Genomic DNA, 14602 nt, shown 5'->3' with positions numbered 1-14602 from the left:
TGCCGGAGGCCGCCTGCTCCCGCCCTGTTCAGGGTTTGCGGGCGACGCCCGCGTAGCAGGCGGCCTCCGCGTCGGTGACATGGGTGGCGTCCTCGGGGCGGTCGGGGCGCCACTGGTGGGAGAGCGTGACGCCCGGTTCCAGCAGCTCCCAGCCGTCGAAGAAGCGCAGGAACGCGGCGTGGGAGCGGAACTGGAGCGGGGTGCCCGCGTCGCCGTAGATCTTGATGATCTTGTCCATCGCCCCGGGGCTGAAATCCGGTGTCGCATGGCTCATGGCGAGGGTGCTGCCGCTGGGAAGTGCGGCCTTGAGGGTCTCGACGATGGTGTGGGCGCGGTCCTGGCCGTCGTCGGGCACGAAGTGCATCAGCGCGTTCAGGCTGAGCGCGACCGGACGGTTCAGGTCGAGGGTGTCGAGGAGCTGCGGCGCCTTGAGGATGCCTGCCGGATCGGTGACATCGGCCTGGACATATGCGGTACGTCCCTCGGGGGTGCTGAGCAGGAGGGCCGCGGCGTGCGCGAGGACGATCGGGTCGTTGTCGGTGTAGACGACCCGGGCATCGGCGGCGATGTCCTGGGCGATGTCGTGGAGGTTCGGCGGGGTGGGGATGCCGGTGCCGATGTCGAGGAACTGCCGCAGGCCGGACGCGGCGGCCACGCGGGTGGCGCGGTGCATGAACTCGCGGTTGATGCGGGCGGCGACCAGCGCGGCGGGGAAGACGCCCAGCACGTCGCCGGCGGCCATCCGGTCGGCCAGGAAGTTGGTCTTGCCGCCCAGGAAGTAGTCATAGATCCGGGACGAGTGGGCCCGGTCCAGCTGAAGGTCCACCACGGACCCGTGCTCACTCATCGTCTGCTGCCTTCCAGTCGGCATGCCGCCCCGGCGTGCTTCCCCGGCGTACGGTGACGCCCCTTCGCGATCCGCGCACTCCAGGCGGCGCGTCAACCCCCGCCGTGCGCCCGGCTGTTGGAGCTCTGCCCCGTACGTCCCGGATCATGCCGGAGCGCACCCGGCGGAGTCCCTGACGGTCGGCCTGACCGGCGTCATCGGCCGTCACATGCCATGGTCACGCGTAGTCATATGAATACGCAGCGGCAGATTTTTTCTCGCCCGATGCCACAAAAGGGCTCACTTTCCGGTTCATTGGAGGGTGAGGGCAAAGCGTCCTTCCGCGGTCGGCGGCACTTCGGCGCCCGGCTCGGTGCACGGCGAAACGGAACGAGGACTACTCGTGAGCGCAGACCGGGACCGACTGCTACCGGCGTGCGCTCCGGCGCATGTCCCTACGGCGGAGTTAGCGCCGCTCCCCCGCTGTTCGCTCCCGGCCGTCGCGCCGGACCCGTTCGACCGCCAGCTGTCGATCACCTTCGAGGCGTTCCTGGCGACGCATGCACGCAAGTGGCTGACGTACGCCTATCTCCACACCGGCAGTGAGGCCGCGGCCCGTGAGGTGACCCGGGCGGCGTACGCCCGGCTCGGCCGGCTGTGGCCGCATGCGCTGCGGCAGGCTTCGGTGGAGGCATACGCCTGGTCGGTCCTCAAGGAACGCGTCGTGGAGTGGCTGTACGACCACCAGCAACCCACCGCGCTCACCGAGACCGCCGCCTTCGCCGTCGTCACCCATGCCCTGCTGCGCGAGTGCCAGCAGCAGTTCGCCATGCTGGAGGGCCAGTTGGGGCTGTATGCCGCCATCGCCCGGCTGCCGGAGCGGCAGTGCGATGTGATCGTGCTGCGCCATGTCATCGGGTACAGCGACGCACAGATCGGCTCCTTGCTCGGCGTCGACGAAGTCACCGTCCGCTCCTACGCAAGCCGCGGCAAGCGCAAGCTCGCCGCCGCGCTCGGTATCGACCAGGGAAATTCCAGGGGGAACTGACCATGTCGCACATCTGCCCCGCGGGCCGCCGGGAGACCGTCGAGACGCTGCTCAGCGCCGCCGCGGCGGTGTCCGGTATCGATGATCTGGCGGGGTTTCGTGACCTCGACGACGCGGGGGTGCTCGGCGGCCTCGGTGCCTCCGTCCGGGCGGGGGCGGCGGACGGTCCACCGACGGCGGAGCGGCCGGTCCGGGCCGGCCACGGGGCGCCCAGCCCCTACCCGAGCGCCCGCGACGAGGCCACCCATGAGCTCCAGCTGGCCTGTGCGCTGGTCGTCAATGCGGCGGCGGCCGCGGCGAGCCTGGAACGGCTGGTCGACGAGCACCACATCGACCCCGAAGGCGCGCTGGTCTTCGCCTGTCTGCTGCACATCACCGGACGCCAGGACGCGGCCCATTTCTGGTGGCACTTCGGCGCCGGTGCGGGGAGCCGGACCGCCGCCTACTGTCTGTACCTCTCCCACCGCCGCAACGGCGAGTACCGCGACGCCGCCTACTGGCGCGAGCAGGCCGCGCATGCGCCCGACGAGGAGCGCCGGTCCACGGCCGCGTTCGACGAGAAGCAGCTGCTGCCGGACGCGGCCCGCCACAACCTCCTCGTCCAGTGGCACAGCGGGCTCGCCCCGACCCTGCCGAACGCCCTGGAGAACGTGATCAACCGGCTCGTCGTGGACAGCGACGACGAGGATTTCGGCGAGATCCCCCGCCCCTCCCCCACGCTCGTCCGGGACCTCGGCCGGGCCGAGTAGCGGCGCCGCGCCAACGGCGCGCCCGGCGCGGGCCGGGGGAACACGGTCAGCCCTGCCGGAATTGACGGGCTTTCACCCGGATCTTAGATTCGCAGGACGTCCGATGTCCGATGCCTCCCTGCTGCCGTCGCACCCCGTGCCGTGCCCCGTCCGGAGGTCTCGGTGAAAGCCGTCCGCCCCGTCACCCTGGCCACCCTGCTCGCCACCGGTGCCGGCCTGCTGACCGCTCCCGCGGCACCCGCCGCCGCACCGCCGGGCAGCGCCGCCCGGCCGGCGCTGTACGAGACCGCCGATCTGGCGGTGTCCGGCCAGGGGGCGCACACGTACCGCATCCCGGCGCTGGCGACTCTGCCGGACGGCACCCTTCTCGCCGCCTACGACCGGCGCAACGACAGCGCGGCCGATCTGCCCGGCAATGTGGATGTGATGGTGCGGCACAGCACCGACCAGGGGCGCACCTGGAGCGCCCCGCGGGCGGCCGTGGACTACGACGGCGGGGTGGGCGCCGGCGACCCGAGCCTGCTCGTCGACCGGACGACCGGCCGGGTCTTCCTCTTCCATGCGTATGCGCCCCGGGGCATCGGCTTCGGCAGTGCGGGCGCGGGCAACGCCCACGACAGCAGCACGGTGCTGCACACCGACTACAGCTCCTCCGACGACGGCGGCCGCAGCTGGTATCACCGGCGCCTCACCCGCGACCTCAAGGACCCTTCCTGGCGTGGCATCTTCGCCTCGTCCGGCTCCGGCACCCAGCTCGCCGGCGGACGGCTGTTGCAGCAGTACGCGTTCCGGAAGGCCGACGGCAGTATGTGGGCGGCCAGTGCGTACAGCGACGACCACGGCGCGTCCTGGAAGCTGGGGACGCCGGTGGGGCCGCTGATGGACGAGAACAAGACCGTCGAGCTGGCCGATGGGCGCATCATGCTCAACAGCCGCACCAGAAGCACTACCAGGCGGCTGGTCGCGCAGTCACGGGACGGCGGGCTGACCTACAGCGCCCCGGCCGCGGACGACGAGCTGATCGATCCGGCCAACAATGCCTCGATCCTGCGCTACGACCCGGCGGCACCGCCGGACCGGGCGCGGGCGCACTGGCTGCTGTTCAGCAATACGGCGAGCACCGGCGCCCGCGAGAACCTCACCGTGCGGGCGTCCTGCGACGACGGCGAGAGCTGGCCCATCGCGCGGGCCGTCGCTCCGGGTCCGGCGGCCTACTCGACGCTGACCCGTCTGCAGGACGGCACCTTCGGGCTGCTCTACGAGTCCGGGCCGTACCGGAAGATCACTTTTGCGCGGTTCGACGATGCCTGGCTGGGGATGAACTGTCCGACCACCCGGCCGTCGGCCTCATGAGTCGCCCGTTCCCGCCGACGGATCCTCCCCCACCGGCGGCCACTCCGGGCGGCTGACGTCGGGAACCGTGGCCAGCGCATGGCCGACCGTGGGGTAGCAGGAGAAGACACTGAGGGACTGGGTGCCGACCAGCAGCCGCAGCATCCGTACGCCGAGCGAGGCCAGCAGCAGCCTGCCCTCCAGACGCCGGCACAGCCATTCCAGGGCGAGCAGGCAGCTCAGCCCCCGTGAGTCACAAAAGCGCAGCGCGGTCAGATCTAGCACCAGAAAGCGGTGGCCGGCCGACACCACCGAGCGTGCCTCGGCGAGAAAAGCCTGCTCGGTGCGGAGGTCCAGGTCTCCGCTGACGCGCAGGACAGCGCACTCCTCCGCCTGCACGATCGCAGTGACCGCCAACGACCGCATCTCCGAGCTCATGCCGTCCAGACTAAGCGCCGTCGCCCCCGGCACCACCGCTGCGGCCCGCCGGCGCACAACGGGCCACCCCGGGCTCCCCGGCCCGTGGGGCGCGTACGGGCCCGCTGCCAGGGCGTTACGGGCACCCGTTCGTGCATGCGGCCAGGGTGACAGCGTCCTGAAGCGGACAGAAACGGTCATGTTTTCCGCCGCCGCGGGCAGCCTGCGGCGCCGCTCTGGTTGCTATAAACCTGATGCGGGCGGAAACGGGCAGTCCCGTGACCGAACGGAAACCGGAAAACGACAGAATTCAGGCAGGAGTGAGCCATGAGGGCCGAGGAACGCCAGCACCGCATCCTCGCGCTCGCCCGGCAGTCCGGCCGGGTCGAGGTCGCCGATGCCGCGGCGGAGTTCGGGGTCGCCCGCGAGACCGTACGGCGCGATCTGAGCGAGCTGGAGCGCCGGGGCCTGATCCGGCGTACGCACGGCGCGGCGTATCCGGTCGAGAGCGCGGGCTTCGAGACCACGCTGGCCCGGCGGGAGACCCAGCAGGTGGAGGAGAAACGCCGGATCGCGGCGGCGGCCGCGTCTCTGGTGGGCGAGGCCGAGACGGTGTTCGTCGACGAGGGCTACACACCGGAGCTGGTGGCCACGCTGCTGCCCACCGACCGTCCGCTGACCGTGATCACCGCGTCGCTGCGGACCGCGTCACTGGTCGCGGCGTCCGAGTCGACCACCGTCCTGCTGGCCGGCGGGCGGGTCCGCTCCGGGACCCAGGCGACGGTCGGGTCCTGGGCCCGGGACATGCTCGCCCGGTTCGTGATCGACCTGGCGTTCCTGGGGGCGAACGGCATCTCCCGGGAGCACGGCCTGACCACCCCCGATCCGGCGGTCGCCGAGGTGAAGGAGCAGGCCGTCCGCTCCTCGCGGCGGCGGGTGCTGGTCGGGGTGCACAGCAAGTTCGGCGCCAGCAGCTTCTGCCGGTTCGCCGCGGTGAGTGACTTCGACGCGATCGTCACCGATGCGGGGCTGTCCGCGCCGGAGGCACATCGCTACTCGCTCCTGGGGCCGCAGGTGCTCCGGGTCTGACCGGGACGGGGCCGGCCGGCCCCGCAGCCCGGCACCACATACCCCACAGCTGACCGCCGAAGGCCGCACCGCCGGCCGTCGGACGGCTCCGCGGCGTGCCCCCAGGACGGCGTCGTACGCCCCGGAACCGCCCCTTGTGCGGCACCCGTCGGACATCCCCTGTCCCCTCAGAAAGGTACGAGCCGTGAGAGCACGATCCCCCGGACCAGGCCGCGGCGGCCGCTCCATAGGGCTGACCGCCCTCGCCGTGGCCCTGGCACTGTCCACCGCCGGCTGCTATCGCGGCGCCGGCGATGCGGGCAACGGAAGCCGTCACACCCTCAACGTCCTGATGGTCAACAACCCGCAGATGGTGGATCTGCAGCGGCTCACCGCCGAGCACTTCACCAAGGAGACCGGCATCAAGGTCCATTTCACCGTGCTGCCGGAGGACGATCTGCGCGACAAGATGAGCCAGGACTTCTCCAGCCAGGCCGGGCAGTACGACGTGGCCAGTGTCAGCAACTACGAGACGCCCATCTACGCCCGCAACGGCTGGCTCTCACCGCTCGGTGAACGGGCCGCGAAGGACCGCACGTTCGACCAGGGCGACATCCTCAAGCCGGTCCGCTCCTCCCTCACCGCCACCGACGGCAAGGTCTACGCGGAGCCCTTCTACGGCGAGTCATCCTTCCTGATGTACCGCAAGGACCTCCTCAAGGCCGCCGGGCTGACCATGCCCGCACGGCCCACCTGGCACCAAGTCGCCGCACTCGCGGCCAAGTTGGACGGCTCCCGGAAGGGCCTGAAGGGCATCTGTCTGCGCGGCCAGCCCGGCTGGGGCCAGCTGGCGGCCCCGCTGACCACCGTCGTCAACACCTTCGGCGGCACCTGGTTCACCAAGGACTGGCAGCAGCAGGTCGGCAGCCCCGCGTTCACCAAGGCGACCCGGTTCTATGTCGATCTGGTGCGCAAGCACGGACAGGCGGGTGCCCCGCAGGCCGGCTACACCGAGTGCCTCAACGACATGCAGCAGGGCAAGGTCGCCATGTGGTACGACGCGACGGCCGGCGCCGGTTCGCTGGAGAGCGGCGAATCCAAGGTCGCGGGCAAGGTCGGCTATGCGCCGGCGCCGGTGGAGCGGACCCGTGACGCGGGCTGGCTGTTCACCTGGGCATGGGGCGTGCAGAAGGCGAGTAGGCACCAGGACGACGCCTGGCGGTTCATCCGCTGGGCCTCCGGCAAGGGCTACGAGCGGCTGGTGGGCCGCGAACTGGGCTGGTCGAGGGTGCCGGGCGGCAAGCGGGCCTCCCTCTACCGCGACCCGCAGTACGCCAAGGCGGCCGCGGCGTTCGCCGGCCCGACCGAGCGGGCGATCAGCTCGGCCCGGCCCGGCGACCCCGGCGTCCAGCGGCGCCCGGCCCCCGGGATCCAGTTCGTCGGCATCCCCGAGTTCGCCGACCTGGGCACCAAGGCCTCGAACGAGATCAGTTCGGCCATCGCCGGCAAGCAGAGCGTGTCCGAGGCCCTGAAGAAGAGCGGGCGACTGGCCCAGGAGGTGTCCGATGGCTACACGCACCACTGAACCGGCCCCCGAGGCCGACGCGGCCCGCGTGCTCCGCACCGGCCACCCGGACGCCCGCGCCCGCCGCACCGAACGGGCCAAGAACTGGGCCCGCCGCGCGCCGCTGCTCCCCGCGCTGGTCTTCCTCGTCGTCGTCACCCAACTCCCGTTCCTTGCCACGGTGGTGATCTCCTTCACCCGCTGGAACGCACTGGCCCCGGACAACCGCGGCTTCGCCGCCCTCGACAACTACCGCGCCGTCTTCACCGACCCGGCGATGCGGGCCTCGGTGGGCACGACGGTGCTGCTGACCGTGACCGTGGTGCTGGTCAGCCTGTTGTTCGGGCTCGGCCTGGCGCTGCTGCTCGACCGTGGCTTCCGCGGGCGCGGCATCGTCCGCACCCTGCTCATCACGCCGTTCCTGATCGTGCCGGTCGCCTCCGCGCTGCTGTGGAAGCATGCGCTGTACAACGCCTCGTACGGGCTGCTCAACGGCTCGCTGACCTGGATATGGGGGCTGTTCGGCAGCGAGCACCCGCCGCAGCCGGACTGGATGACCGACTCGCCGCTGGCCGCGGTGGAGATGTCGCTGATCTGGCAGTGGACCCCGTTCATGATGCTGATCCTGCTGGCCGGGCTGCAGAGCCGGGCGACGGACGCCGTCGAGGCGGCCCGGATGGACGGCGCCTCCGCCTTCGACATCTTCCGCTATCTCACCCTGCCGCATCTGCGCCGCTACCTCGAACTGGCCGCGCTGCTGGGCACGGTGTACGTCGTGCAGAACTTCGACGCGGTGTTCACCATCACGAGCGGCGGACTCGGCACGGCCAACCTTCCGTACACCATCTACCAAACCGTCTACCAGTCCCATGACTACGGACGGGCGTCCGCGCAGGGCGTGGTCGTGGTGCTGTGTTCGCTGCTGGTGGCGACCTTTGCGCTGCGCACCGTGTCGTCCCTGCTGCGCGAGGAGGTCACGGCATGACCGGTTCATCCTTGGTCCTGCGCCGCGCCGGGGCCCCGGCCGCCCGGCGCCGGCGGCGTACCGGCAGTCTGCTGGGTCTGGCGGCCTGGCTGTGCGGGATCGCCTTCTTCCTGCCCGTCGCCTGGATGGTGCTGACGTCCTTCCACAGTGAGACGGACGCGGCGACCAACCCGCCGAGCGTCGGCGCCGGACTCAGCCTGCACGGCTACCGCGAGTTCTTCGGGGCGACGGGCGGCGGTGTCAGCCCCTGGCCGCCGCTGATCAACTCGATGACCGCCTCCGTCGTCTCCACCCTGCTGGTACTGCTGCTGGCGGTGCCCGCCGCCTACGCCCTGGCCATCAAGCCGGTACGCAAATGGAGCGACGTCCTCTTCTTCTTCCTCTCCACCAAGATGCTGCCGCTGGTGGCAGGTCTGCTGCCGGTCTATCTCGTCGCACAGAACGCCGGGATGCTCGACAGCATCTGGCTGCTGGTCATCCTCTACACCTCGATGAATCTGCCGATCGCGGTGTGGATGATGCGCTCGTTCCTCGCCGAGGTACCCGTGGAGATGCTGGAGGCCGCCTCGATCGACGGGGCGGGGCTGACCACCACCCTGACCCGGATCGTCGCACCGGTCGCGATGCCGGGGATCGCGGCAACGGCCCTGATCTCCTTCATCTTCAGCTGGAACGAGCTGCTGTTCGCCCGGGTCCTGACCGGCGTCGTGGCCGGTACCTCGCCGGTGTTCCTGACCGGACTCGTGACCAGCCAGGGCCTGTTCCTGGCCAAGGTGTGCGCCGCCGCCACCGTCATCTCCCTCCCGGTGCTCATCGCCGGGTTCGCCGCCCAGGACAAACTGGTCCAGGGCCTGTCGCTTGGAGCCGTGAAATGAAAGCCGCAGTGATCAGCGCCCCCGGCAAGGTCGAGGTCGCCACCGTCGAGGACCCGACGCCCGGCCCCCGCGAGGTCGTGGTCTCCGTCGCCGCCTGTGGGCTGTGCGGAACCGATCTGCACATCCTCCAGGGCGAGTTCGCCCCGACGCTGCCCGTCGTGCCGGGCCATGAGTTCGCCGGAACCGTGGTGGCGACCGGCAGTGCGGTCACCGAACTCGCCGAGGGCGACCGGGTGGCCGTCGACCCCTCCCTCTACTGCCACGAGTGCCACTACTGCCGCATCGGCCGCAACAACCTCTGCGAGCGGTGGGCCGCCATCGGGGTGACCACGGCGGGCGGCGCCGCCGAGTTCGCCGTCGCCCCGGTCGCGAACTGCGTCAAGCTGCCCGATCACATCCGTACCGAGGACGCGGCGCTCATCGAGCCGCTCTCCTGCGCCGTACGCGGCTACGACATCCTGCGCTCCCAGCAGCTGGGCACCCAGGTCCTCATCTACGGCTCGGGCACGATGGGCCTGATGATGCTCGAACTCGCCAAGCGCACCGGCGCTGCCGGGGTCGACGTCATCGACATCAACCCCGCGCGGCTGGCCACCGCCCGCACCCTGGGCTGCAGCAACGCGGCCGGTTCCGCCGACGAGCTGGACCGCCCGCGCGGCTGGGACGTGGTCATCGACGCCACCGGCAACGAACACGCCATCCAGGACGCCCTGGGGCAGGTCGGCAAGGGCGGGACCTTCCTCCAGTTCGGCGTCGCCGACTACGCCGCCCGCGCCACCATCGAGCCGTACCGCATCTACAACCAGGAGATCACCATCACCGGCTCGATGGCCGTGCTGCACAGCTATGAACGCGCCGCGGAACTCTTCGCGGCCGGCGCCCTGGACCCGGAGATCTTCATCAGCGACCGGCTCCCGCTGGACCGCTATGCCGAGGCGCTGGACCGCTTCCGGGCGGGCGAGGGGAGGAAGATTCAGGTACGGCCGTGAACCGGCGCCCGGCGACCACCGGGCCGCTCACCGCGGCCGGCTGACGGGGGCGAGTTCACCGTGCAGGAGCGCCGTGCCGAGCGGGGTGAGAGCGTGGATGACCGAGCCGCCGTCGCGCCGGCTGCGGGCCAGATTGGCCTCGCGCAGTGCGCTCACATGCTCGCTGGCCGAGGGGGCGGAGACCCGTAAGCGGCGGGCGAGTTCACCGGTGGTGGTCGGGGCGTCGAGGGCGGCGAGGATACGGGCTCTGGTGCGGCCGAGGAGTGCGGACAGCGCCTGCGGATGGCAGCTGCGGGTGGCGGCCGGCGCCCAGTTGGTGGAGTGCTGGACGGGATAGACCAGGACCGGCGGGAGGCCGGGGTCGGCGAGGGCGATGGGTCTGCGCCAGCAGAAGTGGGAGGGGATCAGCCGCAGTCCTCGTCCGCCCAGGCGCAGATCGCGGTCCACGGGGTAGTCGACGTGCAGGACCGGCGGCTCCCAGCGGATCGCGGGCCGGAAGGTGTTGAGCATGGCGTCGACGCCGCCGCGGCAGAGCATGCGGGTACGACCGCCCCGGTCACCGTCGACGGTGGCGCTCGCCCCCGTCCAGTCGGGGGCGATCACCGCGCGGTGCACCTCCTGGAACGCGGCCGCCAGCTCGTCGAGCGGCTGCCGGCTTCCCGCGGCCAGCGCGCCGGTCCAGCGCGGGAGCCGGGCCGGCAGCGCTGCCCGGGCGGATTCCGTGGTCAGCCGCACCCGTGGAGTGTCCCGGAGCGCCTCCAGCGCCGCGGCCAGCCCGTCGCGGGCCGCGTCGGGGGTGAGGAAGTCCGGAAAGTAGCGGGCGTCGGCCGGGGCCAGGATGCTGATCAGCCGTGCGGCACGGGTCAGCCCCCGCTCGCCCAGCTCACGGCGCGCACGGGCACGCCAGGCCCCGTACACCGGCACACCACGTCCCGGCGGCGCCAGATGGTGCATGGCGAGCACCGTTTCCCACAGTGGATCGGGCTCGGCGGCGATCTGTACGCGCGCGACATCCCGGTCTTCGAAGTGAATACGCAACATGCGGCCCCCGCGGCATGCTCATGACCCTGTCGCCAGGGCCCCCCGTTCGGGGCCTGTCGTACGCGGCCCCGCCGTAAGCCTGCCCGGCGTCAACGGAGGTGTCCAGGGCGACTTGTGGCCTTTGGCGTGCGCGGGTGTGGAGGCGGGGAGTGCGGGGCGCCCGTGCTCAGGCCTGGTTCGCGAGCCGCTCCGCCAGCCGCTCCAGGAACACCCGCTGGCCCGCCACCAGCCGCTCGTGCGCCTCGTGCGGGGTGAGCCAGGCGACCCGGTCGATCTCGGGGAAAGTGCCGGTCACCCCGGATCCGCGCGGCCATTCCATCTCGAAGGTACCGGGCACGATCCGCTCCGGGTCGAGGTCGCTCTCGACGGCCCACACCGTCACCACCTTGCCGCTCGGCTGACGGGCCTCGCCCAGGGAGACGTAGGGCCCCTCGGGGGGCGGCATCCCCAGCTCCTCCTCGAACTCCCGCCGGGCCGCGTCCTGCGCCTCCTCCGGCGGTACGTACTCCCCCTTGGGCACCGACCACGCCCCGGCGTCCCGCCGTTCCCACAACGGACCGCCCATGTGCCCCAGGAGCACCTCGGTACCGTCCCCCGCGCCCCGGTACAGGAGCAGCCCCGCGCTGCGCTTTCCCGCCATGACAGCTATCCTCCCCCGCCGTCGTGCGCGCCGGTCACCGTCTCCACCGTGTCCGCCTCGGCCGCCGTCTTGTCCTCCCGGTAGCGCACCACCCGCGCGAACCGCAGGGTCACACCCGCCGGGTAGCGCGAGGAGGTCTGCAGCCCGTCGTAGGCGATCTCGACGACGAGTTCCGGACGGACCGTCACGACATGGCCGTTGTCCGCCACCGCGAGTTCCTGCAGGCGCTCGGTCTGCCAGCCGAGGGTGGCGTCGGTGAGCCCCTTGAAGGTCTTGCCCAGCATGACGAATCCGCCGTCCGGTCCGCGCGCCCCGAGGTGGAGGTTGGACAGCTTCCCGGTGCGCCGGCCGTGGCCCCACTCCGCCGCGAGCACCACCAGGTCCAGGGTGTGCACGGGCTTCACCTTCAGCCAGGCGGCGCCCCGGCGGCCCGCGCTGTAGGGGGCGTCCAACGCCTTGACCACGACGCCCTCGTGGCCGCGGCGCAGGGTCCGGGACCAGAAGTCCTCGGCGGCCGCGCGGGCCGCGGCGTCGGACGGGTCCGCGACCACCTGACGGCGTACCCGCAGAGGTTCGGGCACCAGCCGGGCGAGCTCGGCGTGCCGCTGCTCTCCGGGCAGTTCCAGCAGATCACGGCCGTCGACCGACAGGACGTCGAAGAACACCGGGGACAGCGGCAGCGCGGCCTGCGCCGCGGAGACGTCCACCCGTGAGCCGAACCGTCCCGCCACCCGCTGGAACGGCACCGGGCGGCCCTCGCCGTCCAGGGCGATCACCTCGCCGTCGAGGATGAAACGGTCGGCGGGAAGCTCCCGGGCGACGGCGGTGACCTCGGGGAGCCGGTCGGTGACCTCGTCCAGGGTGCGGGTGTGGATCCGTACGTCCGGCCCGTCGCGGTGCACCTGTACGCGGATGCCGTCGAGCTTCTCCTCCACCGCGCAGGCGCCGAGCTTGTCCACCGCCTCGGCCACCGACTTGGCGCTGTGCGCCAGCATCGGCCCGACGGGCCGGCCGACGGTGAGCCGGAATTCCGCGAGCGCCGCCGGCCCCTCGGCCAGCAGCGCCCGTGCGACGTCCTGCAGGGAGCCCGCCAGCATCACGGCCCGGCGGACGTCCGCGGAAGGCACCTCTGTCGCGGCGGCGAGCCCTTCGGCCGCGATGGCGTCCAGCGCGCCCTGCCGCACCTCGCCGGTGAGCAGGCCGACCAGGAACCGCTGTTCCTCCTGTGTCGCGGCGGCCAGCAGTTCCCGGACCAGCCTGCGCCGCTCCCCCTGCGCCCCGGCCCCCGAGACATGTGCCAGGCCGGTCAGCGCCGTATCCACGTCACGTACGGTCAGTGCGGCGCGCTCGGCCGCCGGAACCGGCTCGCGCAGCACGCTCCAGCCGATCCCGATCCGCCCCTGGGGCAGCCGCCCGGCCAGATACGGGATGACCACCGGGACATCCTCGGGCGCGGCCGCCCGGAACAGCCCGGCCAGCAGCGCGATCTTCCGCGAACGCGCCGCCGTCGCGGCGACGTCCCCCGACACCCGTGCGAGATCGGCCAGCAGCATAGAGCCATGGTGCCCCCGCGGCGCCGTCCCCGCTTCCCCGGCCGCGCAGGCCGCGGGCCGGTGCGGCACCGTGCCGGTCCGCGGCCGGGTCGTCCCGGCGCTGTGTGGTCAGGGGGCGAGATACGAGTGGAAGAGGTTGTCCGGGTCCCACTGCGCCTTGATTTCCTGCAGGCGGTCCCAGGTGGCGGGGGCGTATGAGCGCCGGGCCCGTGCGGCGTCGGCTTCCAGGTCCGCTTCGGCGATGAAGTGGAAGCCGTCACCGTGCGGGTCCGCGGCGCCCATGGCCGCACGCAGCCAGCGCGCATGAGTCTCGTCCTCGGCCGGGTCTTCCCAGACCGCGTAGCAGACGAGGTAGGACGCGCCGAGCGGGGAGAAGGCCATGTTCCGCAGCAGAGCGGGGTGCTCGGAGACCGGCTGCACGGGCGAGAGCACCAGGGATTTCCCGGAGGGGGCATGGGCCACCGCATCGGCAATACGGGTGAGCTGGGTGGCATGGCTCTCCGGCGACCACAGGGTGTCCGCCGCGTACCGGTGTGCCGGGGGCCAGACGGCCGCCGCGCCCTCGTGCAGGGCGGCGAAGGAGGTCGGCACGGCCGGCTGCCGGGCAACGGCGAGTTCACCGAAGGGGCAGTCGGCGAACGGCTCCAGCGCCTGCAGGGCCTCGCCTTGTGTCGCGGCGAACGCGGTCGCGGCGACGGTGATCCGGGGCCCTGCCTCATGCGTGGCGGCCCCCGGACCGGACGCCGCGAGGACGAAGGCCGTTTCGACGTACGGCGGGAGCCCGCGCGCGGTCCGCTCCGCCCACTCCGTCACCCGGGCGACCTCGGCCAGCGGGAAGGTCAGGGAGGTCGTCATGATCGAGGCGGGGTGGGGGTGCAGGGCGAGGCGGAAGCGGGTGACGACCGCGCAGAATCCCGGCCCCGCGCCCCGCGCGGCCCAGAAGAGGTCGGGGTTCTCGGTTTCGCTGCAGGTGACCGTCCGGCCGTCGGCGGTGACGGCCCGGATCTCCCGGACGTCGGCGCAGGACGCCCCCCAGGCGCGGGAGTTCCAGCCCAGACCGCCGCCGAGCAGGAATCCGCCGACCGCCACGGTGGGGCAGTGGCCCACGGGGAACGCCAGATCCTGCGGGGTGAGGACCGCGACCAGTTCCTGGCCGGTGGCGGCGGGCTCCACCGTGGCCGTCGCCGGGGCGTCGCCGGTCGCGGGCGCGACGCGGCACGCACGGAGCGCGGAGAGATCGAGCAGCAGCGCCCGGTCGCGGAGTTGCGAGCCGGACCAGTTGTGCCCGCCGGAGCACATCGAGATCCGCAGGCCCCGGGCGCGTGCGTGGCTGACGGCGAGTGCCACGTCCGCTTCCACGGCGGCACGCACGATGACTTCGGGGAACCGCTGGGGCAGCCGCTCGTTCCACACCATGGCGGACCGGACGCGCTCGTAACCCGCCTCGCCGCGCCTCACCAGCGTGCCCTGGATGTTTTCCGCCGGGGTCGGTACCCGCGGGTGCATCATGGCCTC

General features: G+C 72.0%; 14 protein-coding genes. 8 read left to right on the top strand and 6 right to left on the bottom strand.

Going from position 1 to position 14602, the window contains the following annotated elements; genetic code table 11:
• Positions 1-28 precede the first annotated feature (28 nt).
• Positions 29-847, bottom strand: a complete 819-nt coding sequence (locus ACGFWI_RS23520) for an SAM-dependent methyltransferase (protein WP_393907959.1) — start codon at positions 845-847, stop codon at positions 29-31.
• A gap of 382 nt (positions 848-1229) precedes the next feature.
• Here ACGFWI_RS23520 and ACGFWI_RS23515 point away from each other — a divergent pair, with 382 nt between their 5' ends.
• From ACGFWI_RS23515 to ACGFWI_RS23505, 3 genes are all read left to right on the top strand, one after another.
• Positions 1230-1874, top strand: a complete 645-nt coding sequence (locus ACGFWI_RS23515; protein ID WP_393907958.1) for an RNA polymerase sigma factor — start codon at positions 1230-1232, stop codon at positions 1872-1874.
• Positions 1875-1876: 2 nt separating this feature from the next.
• Entirely contained in the window at positions 1877-2623 is a 747-nt protein-coding gene (locus tag ACGFWI_RS23510; RefSeq protein WP_393907957.1) for a hypothetical protein, read from the top strand.
• Between the two features lie 162 nt (positions 2624-2785).
• Complete coding sequence (locus tag ACGFWI_RS23505) at positions 2786-3976, top strand: exo-alpha-sialidase (RefSeq protein WP_393907956.1); 1191 nt, start codon at positions 2786-2788, stop codon at positions 3974-3976.
• On the opposite strand, the gene ACGFWI_RS23500 is transcribed toward ACGFWI_RS23505, so the two are convergent.
• A complete protein-coding gene (locus ACGFWI_RS23500) occupies positions 3971-4393 on the bottom strand; it encodes an STAS domain-containing protein (RefSeq protein ID WP_393907955.1) in 423 nt (140 codons plus the stop codon). The genes ACGFWI_RS23505 and ACGFWI_RS23500 overlap by 6 nt on opposite strands.
• Before the next feature lie 306 nt (positions 4394-4699).
• On the opposite strand from ACGFWI_RS23500, the gene ACGFWI_RS23495 reads away from it, so the two are divergent.
• The 5 genes from ACGFWI_RS23495 to ACGFWI_RS23475 all read left to right on the top strand — a co-directional run bounded on the left by ACGFWI_RS23495 (position 4700) and on the right by ACGFWI_RS23475 (position 9853).
• Positions 4700-5461: a DeoR/GlpR family DNA-binding transcription regulator gene (locus tag ACGFWI_RS23495; RefSeq protein ID WP_393907954.1), complete on the top strand. Its 762-nt coding sequence runs from the start codon at positions 4700-4702 to the stop codon at positions 5459-5461.
• A 184-nt stretch (positions 5462-5645) separates the two neighbouring features.
• On the top strand, positions 5646-7025 hold the full coding sequence (locus ACGFWI_RS23490) for an ABC transporter substrate-binding protein (protein ID WP_393907953.1): 1380 nt from the start codon (positions 5646-5648) through the stop codon (positions 7023-7025).
• Entirely contained in the window at positions 7006-7989 is a 984-nt protein-coding gene (locus tag ACGFWI_RS23485; RefSeq protein WP_393907952.1) for a carbohydrate ABC transporter permease, read from the top strand. The genes ACGFWI_RS23490 and ACGFWI_RS23485 overlap by 20 nt, the downstream gene beginning before the upstream one ends.
• Complete coding sequence (locus tag ACGFWI_RS23480; RefSeq protein WP_393907951.1) at positions 7986-8864, top strand: carbohydrate ABC transporter permease; 879 nt, start codon at positions 7986-7988, stop codon at positions 8862-8864. The genes ACGFWI_RS23485 and ACGFWI_RS23480 overlap by 4 nt, the downstream gene beginning before the upstream one ends.
• On the top strand, positions 8861-9853 hold the full coding sequence (locus ACGFWI_RS23475; RefSeq protein ID WP_393907950.1) for a zinc-dependent alcohol dehydrogenase family protein: 993 nt from the start codon (positions 8861-8863) through the stop codon (positions 9851-9853). Before ACGFWI_RS23480 ends, ACGFWI_RS23475 begins: the two co-directional genes overlap by 4 nt.
• Positions 9854-9880: 27 nt before the next feature.
• Here ACGFWI_RS23475 and ACGFWI_RS23470 read toward each other — a convergent pair whose 3' ends face one another.
• The 4 genes from ACGFWI_RS23470 to ACGFWI_RS23455 all read right to left on the bottom strand — a co-directional run bounded on the left by ACGFWI_RS23470 (position 9881) and on the right by ACGFWI_RS23455 (position 14596).
• A complete protein-coding gene (locus ACGFWI_RS23470) occupies positions 9881-10894 on the bottom strand; it encodes a winged helix-turn-helix domain-containing protein (RefSeq protein ID WP_393907949.1) in 1014 nt (337 codons plus the stop codon).
• 166 nt (positions 10895-11060) lie between these two features.
• Positions 11061-11534 carry an NUDIX domain-containing protein gene (locus ACGFWI_RS23465; RefSeq protein WP_393907948.1) on the bottom strand — a complete coding sequence of 158 codons (474 nt, stop codon included), beginning with the start codon at positions 11532-11534 and terminating at the stop codon, positions 11061-11063.
• 5 nt (positions 11535-11539) lie between these two features.
• Positions 11540-13087, bottom strand: coding sequence for an ATP-dependent DNA ligase (locus ACGFWI_RS23460; protein ID WP_393907947.1), 1548 nt, complete (start codon positions 13085-13087; stop codon positions 11540-11542).
• A 108-nt stretch (positions 13088-13195) separates the two neighbouring features.
• Positions 13196-14596: an FAD-binding oxidoreductase gene (locus ACGFWI_RS23455; protein ID WP_393907946.1), complete on the bottom strand. Its 1401-nt coding sequence runs from the start codon at positions 14594-14596 to the stop codon at positions 13196-13198.
• Positions 14597-14602 lie beyond the last annotated feature (6 nt).

Origin of the sequence: Streptomyces sp. NPDC048434 (assembly GCF_043200375.1) — a bacterium.
Taxonomy (GTDB): domain Bacteria; phylum Actinomycetota; class Actinomycetes; order Streptomycetales; family Streptomycetaceae; genus Streptomyces.
This window is presented reverse-complemented; position numbering and strand designations above follow the sequence as displayed.

Excerpts from the sequence above, each read along its gene's own strand:
- ACGFWI_RS23470 (WP_393907949.1), bottom strand. The coding sequence starts at position 10,894 with ATGTTGCGTATTCACTTCGAAGACCGGGATGTCGCGCGCGTACAGATC.
- ACGFWI_RS23485 (WP_393907952.1), top strand. The coding sequence starts at position 7,006 with ATGGCTACACGCACCACTGAACCGGCCCCCGAGGCCGACGCGGCCCGC.
- ACGFWI_RS23465 (WP_393907948.1), bottom strand. The coding sequence starts at position 11,534 with ATGGCGGGAAAGCGCAGCGCGGGGCTGCTCCTGTACCGGGGCGCGGGG.
- ACGFWI_RS23520 (WP_393907959.1), bottom strand. The coding sequence starts at position 847 with ATGAGTGAGCACGGGTCCGTGGTGGACCTTCAGCTGGACCGGGCCCAC.
- ACGFWI_RS23460 (WP_393907947.1), bottom strand. The coding sequence starts at position 13,087 with ATGCTGCTGGCCGATCTCGCACGGGTGTCGGGGGACGTCGCCGCGACG.
- ACGFWI_RS23495 (WP_393907954.1), top strand. The coding sequence starts at position 4,700 with ATGAGGGCCGAGGAACGCCAGCACCGCATCCTCGCGCTCGCCCGGCAG.
- ACGFWI_RS23475 (WP_393907950.1), top strand. The coding sequence starts at position 8,861 with ATGAAAGCCGCAGTGATCAGCGCCCCCGGCAAGGTCGAGGTCGCCACC.
- ACGFWI_RS23500 (WP_393907955.1), bottom strand. The coding sequence starts at position 4,393 with ATGAGCTCGGAGATGCGGTCGTTGGCGGTCACTGCGATCGTGCAGGCG.
- ACGFWI_RS23455 (WP_393907946.1), bottom strand. The coding sequence starts at position 14,596 with ATGATGCACCCGCGGGTACCGACCCCGGCGGAAAACATCCAGGGCACG.
- ACGFWI_RS23480 (WP_393907951.1), top strand. The coding sequence starts at position 7,986 with ATGACCGGTTCATCCTTGGTCCTGCGCCGCGCCGGGGCCCCGGCCGCC.
- ACGFWI_RS23510 (WP_393907957.1), top strand. The coding sequence starts at position 1,877 with ATGTCGCACATCTGCCCCGCGGGCCGCCGGGAGACCGTCGAGACGCTG.